Origin of the sequence: Micropruina sp. (genome assembly GCF_047606665.1) — a bacterium.
GTDB lineage: Bacteria > Actinomycetota > Actinomycetes > Propionibacteriales > Propionibacteriaceae > Micropruina.
On sequence record NZ_JASGEF010000031.1, the window covers coordinates 1 to 26,225 of the forward strand.

Here is a 26,225-nt window from a genome sequence, read left to right on the forward strand (position 1 = left end):
ACGACCCGGTCAGGTCGTAGGCATCCAGAATCTTCATGATCTCCTCGGCAGACTTCACTGTGTCCCTTCCTCGGGGCGATGGCGACTTCAAGCACCGCTCATCGCACCCGAGGAAGGGGCCTCAACCACGCAACGCGGCCAGGCAGACGACATCGTGTCGGGCAGATCCCATGACCGTCAGCGGGCAGTTCTCATGACCGCCAGCGGGCAGTTTCGTGGCCGTCTCCGGGCAGTTTCTCGTGGCCGCCGACACGCCGCGTCAGCCAGATTCGACACAACGCCATTGTCCGCCGCCACCTTCGCGGAACCCAGATGCTTGCAGATTGCTAGCATGGTGTCCATGACGACTTTGTACATCCGGGACGTCCCCGAGTCCGTGGCACAGACGCTGAAGCTGCGCGCGGCAGCCGAGGGCAAGTCATTGTCGGTGTATGTCGGGGGCGAACTCGCCAAGCTCGCCGCACGGCCGACCAACGACGAGATTGTCGCCCGGCTACGGAACCGCGACCGCAGCCGTGGGCCCAGCACGGTCGAGATCGTGGCGGCCGTGCGCGCAGACCGTCGATGATCGTCGTCGATGCCTCGGCGATGGTCGAGGCGCTGGTGGGGCGGGACGCCGGTGACACGCTGCTCGACGCGCTGCGCAACGAGATTCACGTACCTCACCTGCTCGACGTGGAAGTGCTGTCGGCTCTGCGTGGACTCACCCTCGGTGGACACCTCGATTCCGAGTCGGCCGAGCAGGCGATCCAGGACTATTTCGGCTTCACCATCGTCCGCCACGAGAGCCAGCCGCTAGCCGATCGGATCTGGCAACTGCGCCATCAGTTCACCAGCTACGACGCCGGCTACCTGGCCTTGGCGGAAGCGTTGTCGGTGCCTTTGCACACATGTGACGCAAAGCTGACCGGCTCCGGCCACAATGCCGAGGTGCTCCTTTTCGCGCGAACGCGCTGACCAGGCCCGGTGCTAATCCGCTGGTGGAACGTTCTGGTTGTGCCGGAACAGGTTGTCGGGATCCCAGACCTTCTTGAGCTGCCGCAGTCGGACGAAGTGCCTGCCGATTGCCGAATGCCATGGCGTCGTTCGGAACGCGACCGATCGCGCCGCCCTGGCAGGTCAGGATCACCTGGGTCAGTGGCGAGGCGGGCGGGAACGCATGGGATGTCAGACCTGAGTCAGACCTCTCGGGCTGATTTTCCGGATTTCGGTTGTGTTGCGAACTCAGCCGACCCGGACGCGACGTCCGTCGGACGCCACACGGGGGTCGGGTTTCAGGAAAGGGTGGGCGGGCCTCCACGGGGATTGACCCGGTTCCAGCCAGGACGCGTGGCGATCACCCGCACCGGAACGGGCGCCGGCTGCGGCCATACCGCCACGGCAACGGCGGTCAGCCAGGCCAGTGCGGCCGCCAGGATCTCGCGGCCGATGCCGATCAGGCGGCGCGCTCCCGCAGGATCAGGGTTGCCGCGAGCAACGCGGCCGGCACCAGCACGAGTTGCACCACCAGGGTGGCGGCAACCAGCAGCGTCCAGCTCACCACCCGAGCCGGCGCGCTCACACAATGGACGGCGCCGGCCGGCTCGCTGCTCGGCACCAGGCTGTACAGCAGATGGCTTGGATCGAAGCAGGCCACCACCGCCACCTTGGGCAGTCGGGAGAACAACGGCAGCAACGCAGCCATGGCCAGTGCGGCGACGAGCAGATAGGGTCCCCACACGGGGAGATGCAGCTGCCGCACAGAACTCACGCCTCGACCCCACCAAGGCCACCGGAGCCTCGGACGTGACTCAGGCAGCAGCGGCGCGGGGCCGGCGGAACCTCCTAGGCTGTCGCGGGTGCGTGCGTTCTGGGAACTGGCGGCCAGCAGCTTCCGGCGTCAGCTCCGCTATCGGGTGGCGATCGTGGCCACCATGGTCACCAACTGCGTGTTCGGGCTGGTCCGGGCGTCCCTGCTGATGGCGGCGGTCGCCGGCGCCGGTGGTGAGATCGCCGGCTACGACGCGCTGCAGGCGTCCAGCTACGTCTGGCTCGGCCAGTGCCTGGTGGGCGTGGTGCCGTTGTGGGCAGTCAGCGACATCGCCCAGCGGATCAAGGCCGGGGACGTCGCGGTCGACCTGCTCCGGCCGGTCGCCCCGGTCGCCGGCTGGCTGGCTGCCGAGTACGGACGGGCCGGCAGCGCCTTGCTGGTGCGGGTGCTGCCGATGCTTGCCATCGGCGCGGCCACCACCGGCCTGGCGTTGCCGCTGCATCCCGGCCAATGGATGATCGCCCTGCTGTCACTGATTCTGGCCGTGACCATCGCCTTTCAAGGATGGCTGCTGCTCAACCTCACCGCGCTCTGGGTGCTCGAGGTGCGTGGCTACCTCAACCTCTACATGATCGTGATGAATCTGTTCTGCGGCCTGATCGTTCCGGTCTCGTGGTTCCCCGACTGGCTGTTGGCGATCACCCTTGTCACACCGTTCCCGAGCATGTTCCAGGCCCCGATCGATCTGGCGATGGGCGTCGGTTCGGCACCGGCCACGCTGGCCGTCCAGTTGTTCTGGGTCGTCGTGCTCGGCGGCCTTGCGGAGTGGGTGCTGCGGCGCGGACTGTCCCGGGTGGTGATCCAGGGTGGCTGAGCAGGTGAGCATGTCGCGGATGGTCTGGACGATGCTGGCCGCCCGGCTGCGGTCGCAGACCGTCTACCGGGGCAGTTTCGTCGGTGACCTGGCGTCCCAGGCGTTGCTCGGACTCACCGAGCTGGCCGAGATCTACGTGCTGCTGCACAATGCGCCGGTCTTCGGCGGGATGACCCTGCCGCAGGCCTGCGTGGTGTACGGACTGGCGGCGATCGCGTTCGGGCTGGCCGACATGGTGTTCGGCCAGCTGGACTCGGTCAACGTGGCGATCCGGACGGGGCAGCTGGAGACGCTGCTGGTGCGTCCGGTGCCGTTGCTGCTGCAGCTGATCACCGCCGATGTCCAGTTGCGCCGGCTGGGTCGGGTGGCGTTCGGGCTGGCCGTCTATCTGTGGGCGTTGACCGTGGCCGGTGTCGTTCTGACGACGGCGTCCGTGGTGCTCGCGGTGGTCGCGCCGCTGGCCGGCACGCTCATCTTCGGCGCGCTGTTCCTGGCTGCGGGCAGCCTGCAGTTCTGGCTGATCGACGGCGCGCAGGCCGGCAACTCGATCACCTACGGCGGACGCTACGTGGCCGGCGTGCCGGCCGGCGCGCTGCTGCTGCCGGTGCGGGTGTTCTTCACCTTCGTGGTGCCGGCGACGCTGGTCGCGTTCGTCCCGGCCGCCGTGCTCACCGGCGCCTCGTTGCCCTGGCCGTTCGAGGCCTGGATGGCCTGGCTCGGGTTCCCGGTCGCGATACTGCTGTGGGCCGTGGTGGGATTGCTGTGGCGGGCCGCCGTCCGTCACTACACCGGGGCGGGAGGCTGAACCGTGGCGATCATCGAGGCCCGCGGACTGACCCGCGACTACCGCCGGCGCGGTGGCGTGCTGCGCGCCCTGGACGCGCTCGACCTGACCGTGGACGCCGGCGCGTCCATCGGCTACCTGGGCGCCAACGGCTCCGGGAAGTCGACCACGATCAAGATGCTGTGCGGCATCCTCACCCCGAGCGCCGGAACGATCCGCACCTGCGGACTCGATCCGGTGCCGAACCGGCGCCGGCTGGCCCGGCGGATCGGTGTGGTGTTCGGCCAGCGCAGCGTGTTGTGGTGGGATCTGCCGCTGGCCGACAGCTTCCAGATCCTGGCCGCCATGCACCGGCTGCCGGCGTCGGTGTGGCGTCCGCGATTGGCCGAACTGGTGGACGAACTGGCGCTGGCCGACTTCCTCGACCAGGCGGTCCGCGAGCTGTCGCTAGGGCAACGGATGCGCGGCGAGGTGGCGGCGGCGCTGCTGCACTCCCCCGAACTGCTGGTGCTCGACGAGCCGACGATCGGGTTGGACGTGCTCAGCAAGGGTGCGTTGCGCGACTTCCTGCAGCGGGAGCGGGCCGAACGCGGCACCACGCTGTTCCTGACCACGCACGACCTGGGTGACGTACAACGGCTGTGCGATCGGATGGTGATCATCGACCACGGCAGGCTTGCTTTCGACGGCACCGCGGCCGACCTGGCTCGAGTGACGGACGCCGAACGCGTCCTGGTCGCCGACCTGACCGAGCCGGTCACCGGCCTGACCCTGCCGGACGGCGCCCGGCTCGCCGAGATCGAGGCCGGCGGGCACCGCGTCCGGATCTCGTTCCGCCCCGGCGCGGTGAGCGCCGCCGACCTGTTCGCAGCGGTCGCCGAGCAGGCACGGGTGGACGATCTGACCCTGACCGAGCCCGCGATCGACGACCTGGTGGCCCGGATCTACACCCGTCCCCCGGCGTCGTGACCCCGCTCGGCCCGTCTCGGGATCGGGTCGGCATTTTGCGCTGGCAGCGGACGGCGTCCGTGCACGAGCAGCGAGCCGACTAGGGTCGGTGCAGAGTTCTGTGTCTGCCTGGTGAGGAGAAGCAATGGAGATCAAGGTCGGCATCGTCCACGGCCCGCGGGAGATCGTGCTGGAGTCCGAGGAGACCGCCGCCGACGTCGAGGCCGCGTTCGGCAAGGCCGTCGCCGAGGGCGCGGTGCTCACGCTCACCGACGACCGCGGACGCAAGGTGCTGATTCCGGCGGCCCGGATCGCCTACCTCGAACTGGGTCAGGAAGCGGCCCGCCGGGTAGGCTTCGGCGCGCTCTGAGGCACTGTCCGCCGGTGGGGGCTAGACTGACGGCCGAACGCACATCCCTTGTGCGTCCCCAGTTCCAGCGCGGCTGACGATCACGCCGCCGGAACGGGTGTCATCTTTCCGGCCTGACGGCCGGTGCACGTGAGGCCACCACACTGAGCGACAACGCTTCCGAGGCGCAGCAGGACACTGAGTCTCCCACCACATTCGCCGATCTCGGCGTCATTCCCGAAATCGTCCAGGCCTTGCAGGCGGTGGGCATCGAACACCCCTTCCCGATTCAGGCCCTGGCCATTCCGATCGCCATCAACGGCACCGACATGATCGGGCAGGCCCGTACCGGAACCGGCAAGACGCTGGCTTTCGGGGTCAGCCTGCTCCAGCGCGTCACCCTGAAATCCGACCCCGGCTATGCCGGGCATTCACCCAAGGGGAAACCGCAGGCCCTGGTGATGTGTCCGACCCGCGAGCTCGCCCTGCAGGTCGCGGCCGATCTTGAAGTGGCGTCCGCCGTCCGCAAGGCGAGGGTGCTGACCGTCTACGGCGGCGTCGGTTACGACGTCCAGGTCGGCACGCTGACCAGCGGTGTCGACGTCGTGGTGGGCACCCCCGGACGGCTCCTCGACCTGGTCACCCGCCGCTCTCTCGACCTGTCGGCGGTGAAGGTGCTGGTACTGGACGAGGCCGACGAGATGCTCGACATGGGCTTCCTGCCCGATGTGGAGCGGTTGATCTCGAAGACGCCGCCGACCCGGCAGACCATGCTGTTCAGCGCCACCATGCCGTCCGCGGTGGTGGGCCTGGCCCGGATGTACCTCAACCAGCCGGTCAACGTGCGCGCCGAGACCCAGGACGCCTCGGTCACCGTGCCCGAGGTCGATCAGTTCGTCTACCAGGCGCACGATCTGGACAAGCCCGAGGTGGTCGGACGCCTGTTGCAGGCCGAGGGCTGCACCAAGACGATCGTCTTCACCCGCACCAAGCGCTCGGCGCAGCGGCTGACCGACGAGCTCACCGACCGCGGTTTCACCGTCGGTTCCCTGCACGGCGACCTCAATCAGGTGCTGCGCGAGAAGTCGCTGAAGCGGTTCCACGAGGGCAAGGTGGACGTCCTGGTCGCCACCGACGTGGCGGCTCGCGGCATCGACGTCACCGGCGTCTCGCACGTGGTCAACTACGAATGCCCGGACGACGACAAGACTTATGTGCACCGGATCGGCCGCACCGGCCGGGCCGGCGCCAAAGGCGTCGCGGTGACCCTGGTCGACTGGGCCGACCTGACCCGGTGGAAGGTGATCAACAAGACGCTCGACCTCGGCTTCCCGGATCCGACCGAGACCTATTCGACCTCGCATCATCTGTTCACCGATCTCGGCATCGCGCCGGGCACCAAAGGCCGGATCGCTCCGCCCAAGGAGGCCGAACCGCGTGCACCCCGCGAGCCACGGGAACGCGGACCGAAGGCCGAGCGGGTGGAGACCGGTGACGGACGCGTCCGCCGCCAGCGCCGCCGCCGTTCCAGTGACAAGCCGATCCAGCCGGACACCAATACCACCGAGGCGCCGACCAGCACCGATCCGGCCGCCGAAACGGCGTCCGACAAGCCGCGTCGCCGACGCCGTCGGCGCTCGTCCGGCAGCCGGCCGGCTCAACCCGCGCCCGCGGAGTAACCAGAGAGCGCCCGCCAAGCGTGAACCGAAAGGGAACCGTCCCCTGAACCCGGGGACGGTTCCCTTTCGATCCGGCAGCGGCGACGCTGGAAGGACTAGTGCTCGAAGCCGGCTTCGGTCAGGTACTGGCTGAGGCGGTCCAGATAGCGTGCGGGCAGGTCGTTTGCGTCAGGAAGCGGTGTGGCCGTGATCGCCGAATCCAAGGCGTCCGGCAGCCGCTGAGCCAACTCGGACACCCGCAACCACAGTTCGTCCGCGTCGATGCCTGCGCGCCGCGCCAGCCGGTCCCAGTGCGGACGCCGAACCCGTCCGAAACGGCGTTCGTGCAGAAACGCGAACAGCCGTCGGGAGCGTTGTGGCGACATCGTCAGCCTTCGAAGAACGAGTCGAGGTCGACTGAGGTCTCACTAGGTGCGTCGACCAGCAGGACTGCGGCGTCCAGGGCGCGGACGACGGCGATCACGCCGCCCCATTCGGCCCGAGGGTGACCATGCTCGATGCGCGACACCAATTGGCGAGTGACCCCGGCCCGTGCCGCGACGTCGCCTTGGGTCAGCCCCATCGACTCACGTCGCAGCCGCAGCCTCGCCCCCAGGTCCTGGGCCGATCTCGAACCTCTGCGCATGAATGGCAGCGTACGCTTACATGTGGAAATGTTCTAGTACCGTAACAAGACCTCGACCGACGAATTCTGCCGCTCCAGCGGTACCGAAAAGAACCGTCCCCTCGGTCACCGGACTTACGGGTTGACTTGGCGGGCTCCGCGCAGGGTGCGCATGAAGGTGATCCGCTCGCCTTTGCGGCCGGAGATCCGGGCCCAGTCGTCCGGATTGGTGGTGTTCGGCAGGTCCTCGTTCTCGGTGACCTCGTCGGCACAGGCGCCGAGCAGATGTTCCAGCCGGACGCCGTCCGGACCGCCGGCCAGGATGTCCTTGATCGCGGACTTCTTGGCCCGTCCGACGATGTTGGCGAGCATCGCGCCGGAGACGAAGTCCTTGACGTACAGCACCTCGCGGTCGCCGGAGGCGTAGGTCACTTCGAGGAAGCGGTTCTCGTCGGTCGTCGCGTAGAGCGCGTCGACGGTCGCTTTGATCAGCTGTTGCCGGTACTCCTTGGCGGTGGCGAGATCCCGGCATCCGCCGGGATGACGGGAGTCGGACTCGCCGGGACGACCCGTGTCGCGTTCGCCGGGACGACCGGAGTCGGCTTCGTCGGAATGACCGGGAGTCCGCAGCGGGACCTCATCGGTGAGGTACTTGCCGAGGATCTCGGCGGCCGCGGCGGCGTCCGGACGGTCGAGTTTGATCTTCACATCGAGCCGGCCGGGACGCAGGATGGCCGGATCGATCAGGTCCTCGCGGTTGGTGGCGCCGATGATGATCACGTTCGACAGGCCCTCGACGCCGTCGATCTCGCTGAGCAGCTGCGGCACCACGGTGGATTCCATGTCCGAGCTGACCCCGCTGCCGCGGGTGCGGAACAGCGAGTCCATCTCGTCGAAGAACACGATGACCGGACGCCCGTCGGCGGCATGCTCGCGGGCGGTGGCGAAGATCACCCGGATCTGCCGCTCGGTCTCACCCACGTACTTGTTCAGCAGCTCGGGGCCCTTGATGTTCAGGAAGTGGCTGCCGACGCCCCCGCCGACCTGCTCGGCCAGCGAGTTGGCGACCGCCTTGGCGATCATCGTCTTGCCACATCCGGGCGGACCGTAGAGCAGGACGCCCTTGGGCGCGGGCAGCTGATAACGGGCGTACAGGTCGCGGTGCAGGAAGGGCAGTTCGACGGCGTCCCGAATCTGCTCGATCTGGCCACCCAACCCGCCGATGTCGGCGTAGTCGACGTCCGGCACCTCGTCGAGCAGCAGGTCGTTGACCTCGGTGCGTTCCACCACCCACAGCGCGACCCCGGCGCGGCGGTCGGCGGCGACGCTCTGTCCCGGCTGGGCATCGGACGCCCCCGGCGCCGCGGTCAGCAGATGCTCGTCATCGCCTCCCCCGGCGACCAGCAGCCGTCCGTCGGCCAGCACGTCCTTGACCATGACCACGTCGAACTGGGTGGGCTCGGGACCGACTCCGACCAGCATCATCGCCTCGTTGAGCAGCACCGGGACGCCGGCCGCCAATTCATCGGACGCCACCTCGGGCGCGACCGCCACCCGCAAGGCCCGGCCGCCGACGGAGACGTCGACCAGCCCGTCCGCGGCCAGACCGACCACGACGCCGTGCGCCTGCGGCGGTTTCGACAACGCCTCCAGCTGGGCCCGCAGACCGATCAGCGTCTCGCGCGCCTCACGCAGGGTGGTGTTCAGCTTCTCGTTGGTCTGGGCAAGCGAGCGGGCGTCCGCGCGGGCGTTGGCCAGCCGGCGCTCCGCCAGTTCGGCGGCGCGGCCACGAGCCTCGGCCAACTCGAGGAACTGCTCGATGGACGCCGGCGGCTCGCTCACTCCGACGCCTCTTCCACCCCGACCCCAGGCGGACGCGGCCCCTTGTAGTCGGGCCCGTACGCCCCCGGTGCCGGACGCCGTCGGCGCAGCGGCGCGGTCACGCCGGGAGCCAGCCGCCGGGTGAAGACCAGGAATCCGGTGTGCCCGGTGGTGGCGTGGCCGGGCCGGATCGCCAGCCCCTCGGCATGCCATTGCCGCGACGACAGCTCGCTCGCGGCCGGCTCGGTGAACCCGCCGTGGGCCCGCAGCGTGTCCATGGTGCGGCCGAGCTGGGTGGCGGTCGCGACGTAGCAGCACAGCATGCCGCCGGCCACCAGCACCTGGGCGACGGCGTCGATGCACTCCCAGGGCGCCAGCATGTCGAGGATCGCCCGATCGATCTCCTCGTCCCCGATCACCTCGACCAGATCGCCGATCCGCACCTCCCAGGCCGGATGCGGCGCGCCGAAGAACGTCTGCACGTTCCGCTTCGCGATCTCGGCGAAGTCGGCCCGGCGCTCATAGGAATAGAGCCGCCCCTCAGAGCCGATGGTGCGCAGCAGATGCATGCTCAGCGATCCCGAGCCGACCCCGGCCTCCAGCACCCGCGCGCCGGGGAAGATGTCGGTCTGCACCAGGATCTGCGCGGCGTCCTTGGGGTAGATCACCGCCGCTCCGCGTGGCATGGTGACGGTGAACTCCTCCAGCAAGGGCCGGAACGCCACATAGGCGACCCCACCGGCCGAGGTGACCACGTTGCCGTCCGGGCCGCCGATCAGCGCGTCGTGGCTGATCCCGCCCTTGGTGGTGTGGAACGTGCCCCCGGACGCCAGCAGTACCGAGTGCCGGCGTCCCTTCGGGTCGGTGAGGGTGACCCGTTCGCCGGCCTGCAAAGGTCCGGTGCGCACCCCGTTCAGTTCCGCCATCGTGCTCCCCACAACGCCAATTGCCACCCAGGTCCGAATGCTTCGCCGACCAGGTTGACCCGGTCGCGCAGAAACAGCACCCCTTCGGTCTCGGCGATCGGCACCACCGTGGCGTCCACCGCCGCCTGCTTCTGAATCTCAATCAGCGCCGGCAGCCTAACCTCGTCTCGACTGCTCGATCGGACCCGCTCTTCCAGATCGGCGAGCTTGCCCGCGCTGCCGGGCAGCGGATTCTTCAGATAGTCCTGCAGCCAGCCCAGCGCCGTGTTCACCAGCGGCGCGCTGTCGCGCAACTCCAGATCAGCCTGCTCCGCCTCTGAGACCAGCTTCACCGAGATGCCGAGCTGTTCCTCCAGCCGGTCGCGCACCCGGTTCGCGAGGTCTGCCATGGCCGGCGAGGAGTCGGTGAAGCGCATGGTCAGCGCGATGCCGCTCACCAGGGCGGGCATCTTCGGGTTGCCGCCGAGCGCGAAGGAGTCGGCGTGCCCTTCGATCATGGTCGGCAGGATCGAGCTGGCCGTCCGGTCTTCCTGCAGGGCGAGCGATACCGCGGCGCGCAGGGTGGCGTCCGACCGGTAAGGACCGCGAGGCAGCCAGACCAGCCGTTGCAGCACGGCCCGCGGCAGCCCCCAGCGGAAGTAGCCGGCCGGGTCGTTCTGCTGATGGCCGGTCCAGGCACGGTTCTGCAGGCGGTCGACGGCGGCGGGGCTGAGGGTCCGCCAGACGATCTCGGTCTGCCCGTCGATCAGCGCCTGCTCGGCGGTCGGCGAGTCGGCCCAGGCGATCCGGATGCGCGGCATGTCGGTGCCCAGCGGACCCTTGTACTGGGCGAACTTGGTGATCGTCAGTCCCTTGTCGTCCCACGATTCCAGTTGGTATGGCCCGCTGCCGACCGCTGGCTGATCGACCGGGCGGATCTCGTCGGCGCCGTAGGCCGCTTCGTCCACGATGGACGCCGCCGGCACGGCCAGGCCGTAGCCGAACTGGTTGTCGGGGTACTTCAGCCGGAACCGGACGGTGGTCGGGTCGGGTGTCTCGATGCTGCGCAGGGCGCCGAGCAGGGACATCTTCGCCGGCGCGAGTCGCAGCGCGCGCTTGATGCTGAATTCGACGTCCGAGCTGGTCAGCGGGCGACCGCTGGAGAACAGGACGTCCTTCGGCAGGGTGCACTCGTAGACCTGCGCACCGGTGAACAGGCATTCCTTGGCCAGGTCGGGCTTGAGCAGCTGAGTGCTGGGCTGCACCAGCATCAGCCGCTGGAACAGGTCGAGCGTCACCATGGCGTCCGAGTCGTTGCGGACGGCCGCCGGGTCGGTGGTTGTCGCCTTCTGCGCGGCCAGCACGGTGAAGGGACGCGCCGGCGTGCTGGCGCTGCTCGGACTGGACGGGGGCGGCGCGGGCGGCGGAGTGCAGCCGGTCGCACCGAGCGCCACGCACCATGCGATCGCCATGGACAGCAGCGAGCGGGCGATCGGAGACACGGACCAAGGGTAGGGCCTCCGGCGCCGGCGTGGATCGGGCCATGCCGGGCGGGTCCGCAGGCGTACAGTTGCGCGGAACCCCTTTGGCAGAGGTCTGGCCGGTTCGGGAAGGAATACGCGCATCGTGAGCAGCAGCTCGGACACCTTGACGCCACCGCAGCCGTGGGTTCCGCCCGGCGAGTTGCGTCCGGACGCCTCGGCGACCCTGCGGGCCGCGCTGGCCACCCGACTGCATTTCCTGGACGGCGCGATGGGCACGGTGATCCAGCGGTTCAAGTTGAGCGAGGCCGACTACCGGGGGGAGCGGTTCGCCGCCTGGCCGAGCGACCTCAAGGGCAATAACGACCTGCTCTCGCTCACCCAGCCGGAACTGATCGCGTCCATTCACCGCGACTATCTGGACGCCGGCGCGGATTTCATCGAGACCAATACGTTCAACGCGCAACGCATCTCGATGACCGATTACGGCATGGAGCATCTGGCCTACGAGTTGAACCTGGCGTCGGCGCGGCTGGCAAGGACCGCCTGCGATGTGGCGACGGCCGCCGACCCGAGCCGTCCGCGCTATGTGGTGGGGGCGCTCGGCCCGACGAACCGGACAGCGTCCATTTCGCCAGACGTGAACGATCCGGCGGCCCGGAATGTCAGCTACGCCGAGTTGGTCGAGGCCTATCTGGAGCAGGCCGACGGGCTGGTCGACGGCGGCGCGGACATTCTGTTGATCGAGACCATCTTCGACACCTTGAACGCCAAAGCTGCGATCTTCGCGCTGGAGACCCTGTTCGAGCAGCGCGGACGCCGGTGGCCGCTGATCATCTCGGGCACCATCACGGACGCCTCGGGGCGCACCCTGTCTGGCCAGGTCACCGAGGCGTTCTACAACAGCATCCGGCATGCCCGGCCATTGGCGGTCGGGTTGAACTGTGCGCTGGGCGCGGCCGAGATGCGTCCGTATGTGGCGGAGTTGTCGCGGGTCGCCGACTGCTACGTGTCGTGTTATCCGAATGCGGGATTGCCGAACGCCTTCGGCGAATACGACCAGACCCCGGAGGAAATGGCGACGATCGTCGCCGGTTTCGCCACCGACGGCCTGGTGAACATCCTCGGCGGGTGCTGTGGAACCACACCCGAGCATGTCGAGGCGATCGTCCGGGCCAGCCGGGGGGCCGCTCCCCGGACGCCGGCGGTTCCGGTGCCGGCGATGCGGCTGGCCGGCCTGGAGCCGCTCACCATCGCGCCCGATTCGTTGTTCGTGAATGTGGGTGAGCGCACCAACATCACTGGCTCGGCGCGTTTCCGGCGGCTGATCACCGAAGGCGACTACGGCACGGCGTTGGAGGTGGCCAGGCAGCAGGTCGAGAACGGCGCCCAGGTCATCGACATCAATATGGACGAGGGCATGATCGACGGCGTCGCCGCCATGGACCGGTTCTGCAAGCTGATCAGCTCCGAGCCGGACATCTGCCGGGTGCCGGTGATGGTCGACTCGTCGAAATGGGAGGTGATCGAGGCCGGGCTGCGCTGCCTGCAGGGCAAGCCGATCGTCAACTCGATCTCGATGAAAGAGGGCGTGGAGCCGTTCATCGCCCACGCCAAGCTGTGCCGCAAATACGGTGCCGCGATCGTGGTGATGGCCTTCGACAGCGACGGCCAGGCCGACACCTTGGAGCGCCGCAAAGAGGTGTGTGCCGAGGCGTACCGCATTCTGGTCGACGAGGTCGGCTTCCCGGCCCATGACATCATCTTCGACCCGAACGTCTTCGCGATCGGCACCGGCATCGAAGAGCACGCCAACTACGGCGTCGATTTCATCGAGGCCACCCGCTGGATCAAGCAGAACCTGCCCGGCGCCCTGATCTCGGGCGGCGTGTCGAACGTGTCGTTCTCGTTCCGCGGCAACAACCCGGTGCGCGAGGCGATCCACGCGGTCTTCCTGTACCACGCCATCTCCGCCGGCATGGACATGGGCATCGTGAATGCCGGCGCCCTGGTGGTCTACGACGAGATCGATCCGCGGCTGCGGGAACGGATCGAGGACGTGGTGCTGAACCGGCGTCCGGACGCCACCGAACGGCTGCTGGAGATCGCCGCCGAGTTCAACGTCTCGGGAGCCCAGGTCGAGGAGGCGGTGCAGGAGTGGCGCACCCTGCCGTCCCGGGAGCGGATCACCCACGCCCTGGTGAAGGGCATCGACGAGCACATCGTCGCCGACACCGAAGAGTTGCGGGTCGAGCTGGCTGCTTCTGGCGGGCGCCCGCTGGACGTCATCGAGGGTCCGCTGATGGACGGCATGGGCGTGGTCGGCGACCTGTTCGGGGCCGGCCGGATGTTCCTGCCGCAGGTGGTGAAGTCGGCGCGGGTGATGAAGAAAGCGGTCGCGCATCTGATTCCGTTCATCGAGGCCGAGAAGAAGCCGGGCGACGCCGCATACACCAAGGGCCGGATCGTGATGGCCACGGTGAAGGGCGATGTGCACGACATCGGCAAGAACATCGTCGGCGTCGTGCTGCAATGCAACAACTACGAAGTGATCGACCTCGGCGTGATGGTGCCGGCACAGAAGATCTTGACCACCGCCGAAGAAGTCGGCGCCGACATGATCGGGCTGTCCGGGCTGATCACCCCGTCGCTCGACGAAATGTCGAATTTCGCCGCCGAACTGCAGCGGCTCGGCTTGAAGCTGCCGCTGCTGATCGGCGGGGCGACCACTTCGCGGGCCCACACCGCGGTGAAGATCGCGCCCCGCTACGAAGGTCCCGTGGTGTGGGTGAAGGACGCCTCCCGATCGGTGCCGACCGCGGCCGCGCTGCTGTCGGACGAGAAGCGTCCCGACTTCATGGCCGAGGTGTTCCGCGACTACGAGTCGATCCGGGAACGGCACGCCGCCAAGCGCAACGACCGTCCGCTGATCCCCTATGCCGAGGCGCTCAATGAGCGGACGCCGATCGACTGGAGCGGGTATCTGCCGCCTCGTCCGGCCATGCTGGATTCGCAGCCGGTGCGGGAGTTCCTCGACTACCCCCTCGCCGAGTTGCGCAACTACATCGACTGGCAACCGTTCTTCAACGCCTGGGAGTTGAAGGGACGCTACCCCGACATTCTGAACAACCCGGCCTCGGGTGAGGCGGCCCGCAAGCTGTGGGCGGACGCCCAGACCATGCTCGACACCGTGGTGGCCGAGGGCTGGCTGAAGGCCAACGGCATCCTCGGCTTCTTCCCGGCATCCGCGGTGGACGACGACCTGGAGCTGTACACCGACGAATCCCGCAGCGAGGTGCGGCTGCGGCTGCATCACCTGCGGCAGCAGGGTCATCACCGCGAAGGCGTCCCGAACCGTTCGCTGGCCGACTATGTCGCGCCGAAGTCGACCGGTTTGGCGGACTGGGTGGGTGCGTTCGCGGTCACCGGCGGGCTCGGCGCGCCAGAACGGGTCAAGGCGTTCCGCGAAGCGTTGGACGACTACAGCGGAATCCTGCTGGAATCGATCGCCGACCGGCTAGCCGAGGCATTCGCCGAACGCCTGCACGAACGGGTCCGCCGCGAGTTCTGGGGCTACCAGCCCGACGAGGCTCTCGACAACGACGCGTTGATCGCCGAGCGCTACCGCGGCATCCGCCCCGCGCCCGGCTATCCGGCCTGCCCCGACCACACCGAGAAGCAGACGCTGTGGAACCTGCTGGACGTCGAGCGCCGCACCGGCATCCAACTCACCGAGTCGATGGCCATGTGGCCCGGTGCCGCCGTCTCCGGCTGGTACTTCTCCCACCCGGACAGCCGCTACTTCGTGGTCGGACGCCTGGCCCGCGACCAGGTCGAGAGCTACGCCGAACGCAAGGGCTGGACGCTGCCCCAGGCGGAGAAATGGCTGGCACCGAACCTGGGCTACGACCCGGTGGATTGAACCGCCACAGGCTGGGCTTGCGAGACCCGTGCGGCGGACTCCAAGCCTGGCTTCGAAAAGCTCAACCATCGGCACCGCCAGGCTTAAGCGCGCATTAAGCGTAGCCCGACACCCTGGAACAGCCTCGACCCCAACGGTCGACGCGACATCCAGAAAGGACTGCCGTCATGAGCAGCACCACCGATCTGCAAGTCATCCAGACCGCCCCGCCCAGTACCACCAAGGCCTCCACCAGGCCGCGCCGGTTCGGTTCCCGTATCGCGGGCGTCCTGGTCGCCTTCTTCCTGACCTTCATCGGCACAGGCGTCTTCGACAGCCCAGCTGCGCACGCGGCCAGCATCAGTCGCGTGAATGTTTGCTACACGGCGTACTACAACGGGTATCGTTGGCCGGCAAGCGGCTCAGATATGACCTTCGCCTACCGGGCCAGCGGAAACTCCTTCTTCCCCTACGGGCCGTTCTATGCGAATACGAGTGGGTGCGTGTCGCTGAACGTGACGGCGGGCTACTGGTGGAAGTTCGCCGCCGGAAAGCGGCTGTACCCGCGGGTGTTTTGCTCGGGCGACACCGGCGTCTTCTATGTGCAGCCTGGCGTCAACTATTTCCGCAATGTGATCCTCATCTGTCGCACAGGGACCTGATGCACCCGACCGACTAGATGGACCTATTGGAGCGACCGGAACTCGGGCCATGGCACGGATGAAAGTCGAGCACACCGCCTCCCAAAAGGGCACCTCTTGACCGCCTCGAGTCCGGTGAGTCACGAATCTCCGCCATCCTCACTGTGATCGGCAATCACGGGGCATGGATCGAGACATCTTATCCGCCGGTGCGTCACGATTGCCGCATTTCTATCTGCGTCCGGTCGCTGTATAGCGACCGAAGGACAGTATGCGGCACCTCCGATCACCCGCAGTTGAACCAGATCACACCCATTCACTACGTGTGCGGCTGTCACCATCACTGGCGACAGCCGCGCCTGCGGTCTGCGGGCTTGGTCGGGTTTTGCACCGTTAGGGTCTGCGGAGACTTGGCAGCGGGGGTCGCAGGCCCGACAATGTCGGGCATGAGTGCTGTGCTGGTGCTGGGGCCGGTGTCCGTACGGACAGACGTACCGGAACCTGACCCGGCACCGCTCGGAGGAACCAAACAGAGGGGTGTCCTCGCACTTCTCGCCTTGCAGTCTCCACGCCCCGTCTCCACCAGCCAACTGATCGACGCCATCTGGGCCGACGAGGCTCCACACACGGCGCGCGGTGCCATCCAGGTATATGTATCCGGGCTGCGCAAGGCCATTGCTCGCCTCGGTGGCAGTCTGGAGCGCGTTGGCGATTCCTACGTGCTGCGCGGCGAGGTGGAGGTGGACGCTGCCCAGTTTGGGGCTGGTGTCGCCGAAGGGACGGCCGCACTCAGAGCGGGACACGCCGAACGCGCGGTGACCATTCTCGGCCAGGCACTCGGCTTGTGGAGGGGACGGGCGCTCGACGGTTTGGATGCCCTTCCGTTCACCGCGAACGCACGCTCTGCTCTCGACTCAGCCAGGCTCGACGCCACGATCCAACTCGCGGAGGCGCAACTACAGGCCGGGATGGCCGGGGAGGCCGCAGAAACTGCTCAGAAGGCAGTGAGCGAGGCACGCTATGACGAGTCTGCATGGGCGGTTCTCGCCAGGGCCTTCTACTACCGGGGTCGCCAGGATGAGGCGCTTGCGGTCTGCCAGCGACTACGGCGAATTCTCGTCGACGAGTTGGGCATCGATCCGACACCTGCGTTGGTCGACCTGGAGGCTCAGATCCTCAACCAGGCACTCCCCGGTCTAGAGAAACCGGCCGCGATTGGTTCTCCGGTATCGGACATCTCACCTCTGCCGGCACTTCCACCCACGTTCGTACCCCGCAATGGGCTGGCCGAGGAACTCCAGAGGCGACTAGCTACTGGTGAACGGCTAGTCACCCTCGTTGGCATCGGGGGAATCGGCAAGACGACGCTCGCATTGGCCATCGGGCACCAGCTTGCCGCCGACCGAACCGTGGTCTTCTGTCCGCTAGAAACCGAGCTAGTCGCCGATTCTGCACTCGCTCGTATCGCTCACCTCGCAGGCACTGGCGGACCCGATCCGGCGCAGTCCCTAGCGGATTTCGAAGGCTTGCTGATTCTGGACAACGTCGAACAGATCAATGGCCTCGTGGGCCCAATCACGGACCTGCTCAGGCAGTCGCATCACCTCCGATTGCTGGTGACGAGCCGGCGTCCACTGGGGGCTCCTGGCGAGTCTTTGGTGCCAGTGCCCGGGTTTGGCAACGATGCGGGCCCGGCAGGAGACGCAGCGGAGCTCTTTCTGCGAGTTTCGGACAAGGTCGGCGCGCGCTACGCCAGAGCGCCGGCACGTAAGGCGATCGAAACGCTATGCCGTCTGGTGGACGGCATACCAATAGCGGTCGAACTCGTGGCAACCCGCACCCGCACCCTTACCCCTGGCCAACTCCTGGAGCGCTTCGAAAGTCGGGTGGACTCAGTGCTCGATGTCGGACGTCCGGGCGCCGAATCTCGCAGGGCTACCATCCGGGCGATCCTGGAAGACACGGTCCAGACACTTGACGAGCCAGCCCAAAGGTTGTTGCAGTCTATGGCCTCATTCGAGGGATCCGTCACCGTTGAACTACTGGAAAAAGCGGCAGCAAGTTGGGTCGGCGCATCCGTCCTCGACGCTCTAGATCAGTTGGTACTCCGTGGCCTTGCGGTCCCCGATAGTGAGGGCCGAGTCCGGCTGCCGACGCTCGTCCGCGATTTCGTGGTGGCCACGGGTCCGAATCACTCGCTGGGCACAACGATGACCCGTGCGGTGATCGCACTCGCCTGTGAACTTGGCCCGCAGCTAAGTGGCCCTGGCGCAACGGCCGCCGTTCGACGCCTGAGTCGCGACGAGGACGCAATCGCGACCGCACTGAACCATGCTTCATCAGCAGGCGCAGTCAAGGAAGCCCTTCTTCTCACCCGCGCGATTCACCGCTATTGGCTGCTGACGGGCCAGATCGCGCGGGGCCGGCTGATGCTTGAGCGCGTCCGGAACCTTGACGGACACGAGGCTCCCACCCGCGCCTGGCTGAATGTGCTCTCCGCGACATTCGCGTTCTACCTTCACGGACCCGAAGCCGAAGGAAGACTTGCCGACGCACTCACCGAAGCTGCCGAGACAGGACTCGCGCCTGATCGCGTCCATGTCAACGGTTGGTGCTGCCGGGCCGCGCTTGCCGCCGAAAACAGGCGAGCCACTGAAGCGAACGAGGCCTGTCGACGAGCACAGGAGTTGGCAGCTACCAGCAATGACCCCGAACTCATCGCCTTGGCACGTGATGCCGACGGCTTCGTAGCCGCACATCTCGGAGACCACGCTCGCGCCTTCGAGGCCGGACTCGCGGGTCTCGACGATGCCCGCCGGTCCGGGGATGTCCACGACCTGGTCTCGTGTCTGCTGAACGTGACAGACACCCTGATACAGCTCGCACGGTACGAGGACGCCCGCATCTACGCCCAAGAGGCGTTGGACCGTCTCCCCCAGGTGGGCCAGATGGTGGCCGTACACGTACTGCTCATGCACGGAATAGCTCTTATCTCACTGGGTGAAGTCGCCGGGGCACAAGGTGCGCTGATCGAAGCACTGCGGCTTGCTGATGAAGACTACACAAATCCCGTCCCGGTGGCCGACATCCTCTTCTCTCTTGGCTGTTGCGCCGCGCTGCGTCGGCGCGACGCGTCGGCCGCCAAGTGGTTCGGAGCAGCCACGGCAGTCTACGAAGACATCGGTATGAGCGCAGACAACCGAATTCCACCGAACCTGCTCGATCTCCGAGACGAGTGCATCCAGAGGACGGGGTCTGACCGATTCCGAACCCTGTCCACCGTCGGAAGAGTTGACCCGCGACGTGCGATTGCGCTCGCGACTGCATGAACGCGAACTACAGCCTACATCGGCCAGCCCTTCACCACCTGTGTCCTACGCATAGCCGCGGTTCCGGGGTGGAAGCTGCCAAAAGCAAGACCTTCTACGGCGCAATCGCGCCGACAAACTCCGGGGTTCGAATGCCGAACTTCACATACCTCTTGACCGGCGCCAAAATCGCACATGGGACCGGCCCCGAACATCTGCAAAGCACCTCAGGGCACCAGGATCACCTTGCCGCGCGCATGGCCGGCACGCAGGTAGTCGTGTGCGGCAGCGGCGTCCGTCAAGGGATAGGTGCGGTCGACGGCGACCACCAGATCGCCGCGGCCGGCCAGTTCGGCAAGCTGGGCTCGGGCCGCGTTGCGCAACTCGGTACCGGGATCCGCGCCGGGGCCACCGCCGATCAGGGTGATGCCGTCGGCAGCGCGGCGGAAGGCGGCGATGCTGATCACCCGATCGCCCGGCACCAGTGCCAGCGAGGTGTCGATCGCCTCGTCGGTGCCGACCATGTCGAGGGCAGCGGCGTAACCGTCTGGTGCGGCCACCCGGGCACGGTCCAATAGCCCCTCACCGTAGGTGATCGGCTTCGCCCCAAGTTCCCGGAGGACCTCCTGATTGGACGGACCGGACGTCGCCACCACCCCGATGCCCCACAACCGCGCGAGCTGCAGCACCATCTGGCCGACGCCGCCGGCTCCGCCATGCACCAACACCGTGTCGCCTGCCTGCGCACCCGACGCCACCAGCGCATGCCAGGCGGTGGCACCGGTCAGCAGCAGTCCAGCGGCTTCGGCCCACCCCAGACCGGACGGCTTGGAAGTGAGCGCAGACTCCGGCACCAGTAGGTCGGTGGTGTAGCTGCCGGGCGCCCGGTAGGCGATCACCTCATCGCCGACCGCCACTGACGTGACGCCGTCGCCCACGGCGTCCACGACCCCGGATGCCTCCGAGCCCAGCGGCAGCGGAAGCCGGCTGGGGTCGGCCATCATGCCGCCGCTGTAGGTCTTGTAGTCCACCGGGTTCGCACCGATGGCGCGAACCTCGACCCGTACCTGGCCGGGACCCGGCTCGGGTGTCGGAGCGGTGATCACCTGCAGGGCCTCGGAGCCGCCATAGCTCGCGGCCACCACTGTCGTCGTCATGTCCGTCGACAACTCGGGTCGGGGTTCGAGCATTCCATCGGACGGCGTGTCGCGGCGTCCGAGAAACCGGTCGTGACCACGCCGTTGGGGTTCTCACAAGGCAGCCGACCGGCTGAGTAGCATGGCCGCTATGGCTCAGGTGAAGTCGTTGAAGAACCTCCGACGGCCGGCTGTGGTGGCCGCCTTCGGAGGCTGGAACGACGCCGGGGACGCTGCAAGCGGGGTGATCGACCATCTGGCGGAGATCACCTCGGCGCGGCTGGCGTTCGCCATGGATCCCGACGACTACTACGACTTCCAGGTCAACCGCCCGACCGTCGCCATGACGTCCGGCGGTGAACGGACGCTGCAATGGCCGACCACCGAGGTGCTGGTGGCGTCCCTGCCGGAACGCGACCTGGTGCTGATCGGCGGACCGGAGCCGAACTTCCATTGGCGCGGCTTCAGTTCGGCACTGGTGTCGGCGATCCGGACCGCGGGCCCGGAGATCGTGGTGTTCCTCGGCGCCATGCTCACCGACGCGCCCCACTCGCGTCCGGTCCCCGTCCACGCCTCCGCCTCGACCGTGGAGTTGGCGACCGAACTGGGTTTGGAGATGTCGACTTATGAGGGTCCGACGGGGATTCTCGGCGTCCTCGCCGAGGACTGCGCCGTGATCGGGGTGCCGTCGGCCTCGTTGTGGGCGTCGGTGCCGCATTACGTGGCAGAGCCGCCGAACCCGAAGGCGACGTTGGCATTGCTCGATCGGCTGGAAGATCTGTTGGACACCCCGCTCGACACCGGCGAATTGCCCGAACAAGCCGCCTTGTGGGAGAGCCAGGTCAACGAGTTGGCGTCCGAGGACAGCGATATCTCCGCCTACATCACGGCGCTCGAAGAGCGTCGCGACGAGAACCAGCCGGAGCCCCAGGGCGAGGCGATCGCGGCCGAGATCCAGCGGTATCTGCGGCGGCGGAGGAATCCCCCGGCGGCCGGCATTCGCTGACCTCGCTGCCTCACCCGCGATAGGCGTCCCGGCGATGGACGACGGAAACCACTTCGATCAGGACCCGTGCGTCGATGATTCGGTAGATCACGCGGTACTCGCCGCGACGGGCCGCAAAGAGCGGTGCCAGCGGCTCCCGTAGCGGCTTGCCGACCCGGTGAGGGTTCTCTCTCAGCGGCCCCATGATGAACTCGAAGGCCGCGGTCGCGACCTTCTCAGGGAGACCTTGCTCGAGTGCTCGCCGCGCCGATCGAGTGAAGACGACGTCGTACGCCGAGCGCTCCTCACCGGCCACGCGCCGCCATGCCTGCCCGAACCTCTTCTGCCGAACTCAGCTCGCCCGCCGCCAGATCGGCCAAACCCGCCCGCAGCGCGGCGACCTCCTCGGGATCGCTGAGGATGTCCAAAGTCTCCAGAAGCTGGTCGTAGTCGTCCGCGCTCATCAGGACGGCCGCCCGACGCCCGTTCCGCGTCACCTCGAAGCGCTCGTGGACGGTGACAGCTGACTCCACAAGCTTCGACAAGTTCGCCCTGGCCTCGGCCAGCGACAAGGTGGTCATGTACAGAATCATAGCGCGAATGTCTCCGTGGCTCGCAGGGCACGACCTCGGCAAGCTTGCCCGGCGGACGTCCGCAAGGTCACTGCGAGCGGAGGTCCGGCCATTCGTCGTCTGCCAAGGGCCGGGCCGCCCAGAGCGCCACTCCCAGTGCGACCGCGATCTCATTGAGCGTTCCGCCGGCGGCGAGGTGTGCGCGGCAGCGAGCCGCCACCAGACCGCGGACCCGGCTGGCGGCGTCCGGGAAATCGGCGATCAGCGGCAAGGCGTAGCGCAGTTCGTCGCGGCCGGCCGCGAGGCCTCCGAAACCGCTCCAATCGGTGACCCGCCGGTGCCAGTCTGCGTCGACGGGCAGATCGTGTCCGTCCAGCCGGACGACCGGGCAAGCCCCGCGGATCGACGAGACCATCCATACCCCGTCCGCGGTGAACAGATCGTCGACCCGGATCAGTCCGTGGCGAGCCGGCACACCTTCGGCGGCCGCACCGGCGAGAATCTGGCGCGCGGTGACCGAATCCAGGATTCCGGTGACACCGGGCGGTGTCGTGGTTAGCGTGCCGTCGCGCAGCACGATCACGGCCGCGGTCGGCCCTTCCAGGGCATAGCCGTCCGCACTGACGAACAGCGCATCGTCGTCACCCTGCCGCCCGGCCTCACGTTTGGCGGCGGCGTTGACCGCGTACGACAACAGCTTCGCCCCGCCCAACAACCAACGCGCATCCGCGAAGGCGTCACTGGCGTACCCGCGGTTCAGGGTGCGGACGCCGACGCCGACGCGTGCCTTCGCCATCGCTGCCAGGTCGAGTTCGGTGAGGGTGAGGAAGCCGGTCGCGACGCCGGGCGTCGATTCGGGACCCCTCGTCAGCACCAGCTTCAACACCGCCTCGGGAACCGGCTGCCAGGCGGCGACAGCGTCCGCGATCAGGGCACGCCAGGCGTCCGCGTCGAACGGCAGTTCGAGGGTGATCGCCGAACCAGCGAATCGGACCAGATGGGCGTCCAGGTTCTCGACCACGGCGTCCGGCCCCCCACCGAGCACCCGCATCGCGTCGAAGCAGCCATCTCCCCTGACCAGGCCGACATCGTCGGCGGTCGCGATCGGATCGGACGTCGGCACCACACCACGGCCGAGGACCGCAACCAGCTGCCTGGTCAATGGGCGCACGCCGCGATCGCCTGCTCGCGCAGCGCGATCACCATCGCGTCGGGATCCTCCGCGCTGTACACCGCGGAGCCGGCGACGAAGGTGTCGGCGCCCGCCTCGGCACACCGCTCGATGGTCTCCACCGAGACGCCGCCGTCGACCTGCAGCCAGATCTCGCCGCCCGTGACCTCGATCAGCGCACGGGTGCGACGGATCTTCGGCAACACCAGATCGAGGAACTTCTGGCCGCCGAAGCCCGGCTCGACGGTCATCAGCAGCACCATGTCGAGCTCACCGAGCATGTCGGCATACGGCTCGATCGGGGTCGCCGGGCGCAGCGCCATCGAGGCCCGCGCACCGAGGGAGCGCAGTTCGCGGGCGAGCTTGATCGGCGCATGGGACGACTCGACGTGGAAGGTGACCGACTCGCAGCCGGCGTCCGCGAAAGCCGGCGCCCACCGGTCGACCTCGGCGATCATCAGGTGAATGTCGAGGAACGCCGTCGTGTTGGCCCGGATGCATTCCACCACCGGGAGCCCAAAGGTCATGTTGGGCACGAAATGGTTGTCCATCACATCGACATGGACCCCGTCAGCACTGGGGATCCGGGCGATCTCAGCGGTGAGATTGGCCAGGTCGGCGTTCAGGATGCTGGGCGTGATCCGCATCGTCATGAGTCCGACCCTATTAGGTCGCGACCGGCTTGCGTAGCAGCGCGAGGAACATGGCGTCGGTGCCGTGCCGGTGCGGCCACAGCTGCAGGTAGCGGCCGCGGGCGGCGTCCGGAATCTCGGGAAGGACGGCGTGGGCGTCCATGATCTCGACGCCCTCGGCCGCCTCGACGATCGCGCTGGTTTCGCGGCGATGCGGCGAGCAGGTGGCGTAGGCGATGACGCCTCCCGGTGCGGTCGCGTTGATTGCGGCTTCGAGCAGCTGATGTTGGAGCGGCACCAGAGCGTCCAGATCGGACGGCTTTCGGCGCCAGCGGGCTTCTGGACGCCGGCGCAGCGCGCCCAGGCCGGTGCAGGGGGCGTCCAGCAGCACCCGCACGAACCGGTTCGAGGGCCAGGCCGGACGGGTCCCGTCGGCGGCGATGACGACGGGCTTCGGCTCCGGGTAGACGTCCAGTGCACGGGCGACCAGTGCCGCGCGATGCGGCTGCAGCTCGCTGGCCAGCAGGCGTTCGCCCTTGTCGCGGGCCAGTCCGGCGAGCAGTGCCGCTTTGCCGCCCGGACCCGCGCACAGATCGAGCCAGGGCCCCGGCGGCGCACCGACACGGGCGAGTGCCCAGGCGATCAACTGCGAACCCTCGTCCTGGACGCCGGCCCGACCCTGCACCACCGCCGACAGATCGGCCGGGTTGCCGGACGCCTCGACCCCGAACGGGGACCAGCGCAGCGGGCGTCCGCCCAGCTCGGCGACCTCGGCCAGGCCGGGCCGGATCACCAAGTGCGGCACCGGCGGCTCATTGTTCGCGACCAGTGCGGCGGGTAGTTCGCCCGCAGGGAGCAGGTCGGCGTAGGCGTCGATGATCCACTGCGGGTGGCGGACCAGCAGTGCTTCGGCGTCGGCGCGTTCGGTGCGCAGACGGGTGGCCCAGCCCTCGGCGCCCAGCGCCGCGACCTTGCGCAAAATGGCGTTGACAACGCCGGTCACCCGCTGCGACAGCACCTGCCGGGCCAGTTCGACGGTCGCCGCGACGGCGGCGTGGCTGGGCACCCGCAGTTCCAGCAGTTGGTGGGTGCCGAGCCGCAGCAGATCGATGACGGCCGGCTGCAGGCTGCGCAGTGGGCGTCCGGCGGCTGAGGCGATGATCGCGTCGTAGAGGCCGAGGCTGCGGCACGCACCGGCGACAAGCTCGGTCGCGAAGGCCGCGTCGCGCGCGGAAAGGCCAGCGGTGTGCTCGGCAAGCGCGAGATTGGCGTAGGCGTCGTCGGCGGTGATGGCGCGAAGCGTCCGATAGGCCGCGATTCGGGCCGGATCGGAGGTGGTTGCCTGGCGGTTGCCGCGGTGCTTGGGTCGGGGCCGTCGATAGCGGTCCGGATTGGGCCTCTCAGTCCCGGCCCGATCCGGATCCTTGTTGCCAGTCACGCGAACGCTCCCGGATCACTGCCCAGCCCACGGCCCCAATCGGCGGCCGCCATCGGTCGTTTTCCGGCCGGCTGCACCTGGAGGAGTTCCAGAACGCCCCGTCCGGTGCCGACGTTCACCGTCCGGCGTCCGGCATCGATCGCACCGGGGGCGAGGATGGTGCCGGCCTGGGCGCGACCGAGGTGGACCTTGAACCGCTCGCCGCGGTGGGTCGTCCAGGCGACCGGGTTCGGGTTGCAGGCCCGGATCTGCCGATCGATCTCGATCGCCGGACGCGTCCAGTCGATCCGGGCGTCCGCGACGGTGAGTTTGGGTGCCTGGGTGATGCCCTCGCTGGGCTGCGGCGTGGCGGACGCGGTGCCGTCGTCCAGGGCGTCGAGCACTTCGATGAGAAGCTCGGCGCCACGTGCGGCCAGCCGGGTGAGTAGGTCACCCGAGGTCTCGGTGTCGACGATCGGGGACGGCTCCTGCCGGTACACCGGGCCGGCGTCCAGCGCGGGTACCAGATCGAAGATGGTGATGCCGGTCTCGGTATCTCCGGCGAGGATTCCGCGCTGCACCGGGGCGGCTCCGCGCCAGGCCGGCAGCAGCGAGAAGTGCACGTTCACCCAGCCGTGCCGCGGTATGGCGAGGACGTCCGCGGGAACCAGAGCACCGTAGGCGACCACCGGACAACAGTCAGGAGCCAACTCGCGCAGCCGGACGCCGAACCCCGGCTCGCGCGGGGTGACCGGCTTCAAGGTCTCGATGCCGTGCTCGGCCGCCCAAGTCGCGACCGGACTCGGAACCAGGCGCTTGCTGCGACCCTGGCGAGCATCCGGTCGAGTGACGACGGCGACCAGTTCGTGGTGCGAGTCGGCTACGGCCTGCAGAGCGGGCAGGGCAACCTCCGGGGTACCAGCGAACACGACACGCACCGCGTCAGCCTAGCGGGATCGGCCCGCCTGCCACCGAGCGGTGGACCGCTCCGATTGCGACTCACGCCCTGTCGGCCGCCTTCTCATCGGTTGCCGTACGACCGGCGTGCCGTACGACCGGCGCGGTTATCGGTTCAGGGCGACGAGTTCACCGATCGGAATACTCGCGGACGCCTCGTTATACGCCGGCACCACCCCAGAAAACCCAGCCACCGACCAACTCACATCCCAATCAGCCACCGCCCGCACCCGATACTTCCCCTCCGGCAACGACGGCTCGGTATACACATACCCACAATCCGGCGAACCCACCCCAGGCTTCACCGCAG

24 protein-coding genes and 2 pseudogenes are annotated in these 26,225 nt (G+C 67.9%); 11 read left to right on the plus strand and 15 right to left on the minus strand.

Annotation, left to right across the window (positions count from 1 at the left end; translation table 11 throughout):
• Nucleotides 1–340: 340 nt before the first annotated feature.
• Nucleotides 341–568, plus strand: coding sequence for a FitA-like ribbon-helix-helix domain-containing protein (locus QM619_RS06770; protein ID WP_415105804.1), 228 nt, complete (start codon nt 341–343; stop codon nt 566–568).
• On the plus strand, nt 565–957 hold the full coding sequence (locus tag QM619_RS06775) for a type II toxin-antitoxin system VapC family toxin (RefSeq protein WP_415105807.1): 393 nt from the start codon (nt 565–567) through the stop codon (nt 955–957). Before QM619_RS06770 ends, QM619_RS06775 begins: the two co-directional genes overlap by 4 nt.
• 12 nt (nt 958–969) lie before the next feature.
• On the opposite strand, the gene QM619_RS06780 is transcribed toward QM619_RS06775, so the two are convergent.
• Together QM619_RS06780 and QM619_RS06785 are read right to left on the minus strand one after the other, a co-directional pair.
• Nucleotides 970–1,065: a BBE domain-containing protein gene (locus QM619_RS06780; protein ID WP_415105862.1), complete on the minus strand. Its 96-nt coding sequence runs from the start codon at nt 1,063–1,065 to the stop codon at nt 970–972.
• A gap of 370 nt (nt 1,066–1,435) precedes the next feature.
• Entirely contained in the window at nt 1,436–1,750 is a 315-nt protein-coding gene (locus QM619_RS06785; RefSeq protein ID WP_415105809.1) for a hypothetical protein, read from the minus strand.
• An 88-nt stretch (nt 1,751–1,838) separates the two neighbouring features.
• Between QM619_RS06785 and QM619_RS06790 the strand changes: the two genes are divergently transcribed.
• The 5 genes from QM619_RS06790 (at nt 1,839) to QM619_RS06810 (ending at nt 6,384) form a co-directional block, all read left to right on the plus strand.
• Nucleotides 1,839–2,624, plus strand: a complete 786-nt coding sequence (locus tag QM619_RS06790) for an ABC transporter permease (RefSeq protein ID WP_415105812.1) — start codon at nt 1,839–1,841, stop codon at nt 2,622–2,624.
• Nucleotides 2,617–3,429: an ABC transporter permease gene (locus QM619_RS06795; protein ID WP_415105815.1), complete on the plus strand. Its 813-nt coding sequence runs from the start codon at nt 2,617–2,619 to the stop codon at nt 3,427–3,429. The genes QM619_RS06790 and QM619_RS06795 overlap by 8 nt, the downstream gene beginning before the upstream one ends.
• A 3-nt stretch (nt 3,430–3,432) precedes the next feature.
• On the plus strand, nt 3,433–4,377 hold the full coding sequence (locus tag QM619_RS06800; RefSeq protein WP_415105818.1) for an ABC transporter ATP-binding protein: 945 nt from the start codon (nt 3,433–3,435) through the stop codon (nt 4,375–4,377).
• Nucleotides 4,378–4,501: 124 nt separating this feature from the next.
• The gene (locus tag QM619_RS06805) at nt 4,502–4,726 is read left to right on the plus strand and encodes a DUF3107 domain-containing protein (RefSeq protein WP_415105821.1); all 225 of its coding nucleotides are present in this window, start codon (nt 4,502–4,504) and stop codon (nt 4,724–4,726) included.
• A 143-nt stretch (nt 4,727–4,869) separates the two neighbouring features.
• Nucleotides 4,870–6,384 (plus strand): DEAD/DEAH box helicase, encoded by a 1,515-nt coding sequence (locus tag QM619_RS06810; RefSeq protein ID WP_415105894.1) that lies wholly within the window; start codon nt 4,870–4,872, stop codon nt 6,382–6,384.
• Between the two features lie 95 nt (nt 6,385–6,479).
• On the opposite strand, the gene QM619_RS06815 is transcribed toward QM619_RS06810, so the two are convergent.
• The 5 genes and pseudogenes from QM619_RS06815 to QM619_RS06835 form a co-directional block, all read right to left on the minus strand.
• Nucleotides 6,480–6,749, minus strand: a complete 270-nt coding sequence (locus QM619_RS06815; RefSeq protein ID WP_415105824.1) for a hypothetical protein — start codon at nt 6,747–6,749, stop codon at nt 6,480–6,482.
• Nucleotides 6,750–6,751: 2 nt separating this feature from the next.
• Nucleotides 6,752–7,009, minus strand: a complete 258-nt coding sequence (locus QM619_RS06820) for a helix-turn-helix domain-containing protein (protein WP_415105827.1) — start codon at nt 7,007–7,009, stop codon at nt 6,752–6,754.
• A 114-nt stretch (nt 7,010–7,123) separates the two neighbouring features.
• Nucleotides 7,124–8,830 carry a proteasome ATPase gene (gene arc, locus QM619_RS06825; RefSeq protein WP_415105830.1) on the minus strand — a complete coding sequence of 569 codons (1,707 nt, stop codon included), beginning with the start codon at nt 8,828–8,830 and terminating at the stop codon, nt 7,124–7,126.
• Nucleotides 8,827–9,708, minus strand: a pseudogene (locus QM619_RS06830) (tRNA (adenine-N1)-methyltransferase); the annotation flags it as partial. The gene arc and the pseudogene QM619_RS06830, both read right to left, overlap by 4 nt.
• A gap of 14 nt (nt 9,709–9,722) precedes the next feature.
• Nucleotides 9,723–11,216, minus strand: a complete 1,494-nt coding sequence (locus QM619_RS06835; RefSeq protein ID WP_415105833.1) for an ABC transporter substrate-binding protein — start codon at nt 11,214–11,216, stop codon at nt 9,723–9,725.
• A 250-nt stretch (nt 11,217–11,466) separates the two neighbouring features.
• Between QM619_RS06835 and metH the strand changes: the two genes are divergently transcribed.
• The 3 genes from metH (at nt 11,467) to QM619_RS06850 (ending at nt 19,066) form a co-directional block, all read left to right on the plus strand.
• Nucleotides 11,467–15,117 (plus strand): methionine synthase, encoded by a 3,651-nt coding sequence (gene metH / locus QM619_RS06840; RefSeq protein ID WP_415105897.1) that lies wholly within the window; start codon nt 11,467–11,469, stop codon nt 15,115–15,117.
• A gap of 167 nt (nt 15,118–15,284) precedes the next feature.
• Nucleotides 15,285–15,758: a hypothetical protein gene (locus QM619_RS06845; protein WP_415105836.1), complete on the plus strand. Its 474-nt coding sequence runs from the start codon at nt 15,285–15,287 to the stop codon at nt 15,756–15,758.
• Between the two features lie 425 nt (nt 15,759–16,183).
• A complete protein-coding gene (locus QM619_RS06850) occupies nt 16,184–19,066 on the plus strand; it encodes a BTAD domain-containing putative transcriptional regulator (RefSeq protein WP_415105839.1) in 2,883 nt (960 codons plus the stop codon).
• 206 nt (nt 19,067–19,272) lie between these two features.
• Here QM619_RS06850 and QM619_RS06855 read toward each other — a convergent pair whose 3' ends face one another.
• A complete protein-coding gene (locus QM619_RS06855) occupies nt 19,273–20,202 on the minus strand; it encodes an NADP-dependent oxidoreductase (protein ID WP_415105841.1) in 930 nt (309 codons plus the stop codon).
• Between the two features lie 130 nt (nt 20,203–20,332).
• On the opposite strand from QM619_RS06855, the gene QM619_RS06860 reads away from it, so the two are divergent.
• Entirely contained in the window at nt 20,333–21,187 is an 855-nt protein-coding gene (locus tag QM619_RS06860) for a PAC2 family protein (RefSeq protein WP_415105844.1), read from the plus strand.
• 10 nt (nt 21,188–21,197) lie between these two features.
• Here the strand turns inward: QM619_RS06860 and QM619_RS06865 are convergent, their stop codons facing one another.
• From QM619_RS06865 to QM619_RS06895, 7 genes and pseudogenes are all read right to left on the minus strand, one after another.
• On the minus strand, nt 21,198–21,482 hold the full coding sequence (locus tag QM619_RS06865; protein WP_415105847.1) for a type II toxin-antitoxin system RelE family toxin: 285 nt from the start codon (nt 21,480–21,482) through the stop codon (nt 21,198–21,200).
• Complete coding sequence (locus tag QM619_RS06870) at nt 21,472–21,747, minus strand: type II toxin-antitoxin system Phd/YefM family antitoxin (protein WP_415105850.1); 276 nt, start codon at nt 21,745–21,747, stop codon at nt 21,472–21,474. Before QM619_RS06870 ends, QM619_RS06865 begins: the two co-directional genes overlap by 11 nt.
• Before the next feature lie 79 nt (nt 21,748–21,826).
• Nucleotides 21,827–22,909, minus strand: a complete 1,083-nt coding sequence (locus QM619_RS06875; protein WP_415105853.1) for an aminotransferase class IV — start codon at nt 22,907–22,909, stop codon at nt 21,827–21,829.
• A complete protein-coding gene (gene rpe / locus QM619_RS06880; protein WP_415105856.1) occupies nt 22,897–23,562 on the minus strand; it encodes a ribulose-phosphate 3-epimerase in 666 nt (221 codons plus the stop codon). The genes QM619_RS06875 and rpe overlap by 13 nt, the downstream gene beginning before the upstream one ends.
• 13 nt (nt 23,563–23,575) lie before the next feature.
• Nucleotides 23,576–24,859 (minus strand): RsmB/NOP family class I SAM-dependent RNA methyltransferase, encoded by a 1,284-nt coding sequence (locus QM619_RS06885; RefSeq protein WP_415105900.1) that lies wholly within the window; start codon nt 24,857–24,859, stop codon nt 23,576–23,578.
• 116 nt (nt 24,860–24,975) lie between these two features.
• Nucleotides 24,976–25,896, minus strand: a complete 921-nt coding sequence (gene fmt / locus QM619_RS06890) for a methionyl-tRNA formyltransferase (RefSeq protein ID WP_415105859.1) — start codon at nt 25,894–25,896, stop codon at nt 24,976–24,978.
• Between the two features lie 126 nt (nt 25,897–26,022).
• A pseudogene (locus tag QM619_RS06895) lies at nt 26,023–26,225 on the minus strand (hypothetical protein); the annotation flags it as partial.

Excerpts from the sequence above, each read along its gene's own strand:
- QM619_RS06860 (WP_415105844.1), top strand. The coding sequence starts at position 20,333 with ATGGCTCAGGTGAAGTCGTTGAAGAACCTCCGACGGCCGGCTGTGGTG.
- QM619_RS06805 (WP_415105821.1), top strand. The coding sequence starts at position 4,502 with ATGGAGATCAAGGTCGGCATCGTCCACGGCCCGCGGGAGATCGTGCTG.
- QM619_RS06820 (WP_415105827.1), bottom strand. The coding sequence starts at position 7,009 with ATGCGCAGAGGTTCGAGATCGGCCCAGGACCTGGGGGCGAGGCTGCGG.
- QM619_RS06845 (WP_415105836.1), top strand. The coding sequence starts at position 15,285 with ATGAGCAGCACCACCGATCTGCAAGTCATCCAGACCGCCCCGCCCAGT.
- QM619_RS06870 (WP_415105850.1), bottom strand. The coding sequence starts at position 21,747 with ATGACCACCTTGTCGCTGGCCGAGGCCAGGGCGAACTTGTCGAAGCTT.
- QM619_RS06775 (WP_415105807.1), top strand. The coding sequence starts at position 565 with ATGATCGTCGTCGATGCCTCGGCGATGGTCGAGGCGCTGGTGGGGCGG.
- QM619_RS06770 (WP_415105804.1), top strand. The coding sequence starts at position 341 with ATGACGACTTTGTACATCCGGGACGTCCCCGAGTCCGTGGCACAGACG.
- QM619_RS06815 (WP_415105824.1), bottom strand. The coding sequence starts at position 6,749 with ATGTCGCCACAACGCTCCCGACGGCTGTTCGCGTTTCTGCACGAACGC.
- metH (WP_415105897.1), top strand. The coding sequence starts at position 11,467 with ATGGGCACGGTGATCCAGCGGTTCAAGTTGAGCGAGGCCGACTACCGG.
- QM619_RS06855 (WP_415105841.1), bottom strand. The coding sequence starts at position 20,202 with ATGACGACGACAGTGGTGGCCGCGAGCTATGGCGGCTCCGAGGCCCTG.
- QM619_RS06850 (WP_415105839.1), top strand. The coding sequence starts at position 16,184 with ATGAGTGCTGTGCTGGTGCTGGGGCCGGTGTCCGTACGGACAGACGTA.
- rpe (WP_415105856.1), bottom strand. The coding sequence starts at position 23,562 with ATGACGATGCGGATCACGCCCAGCATCCTGAACGCCGACCTGGCCAAT.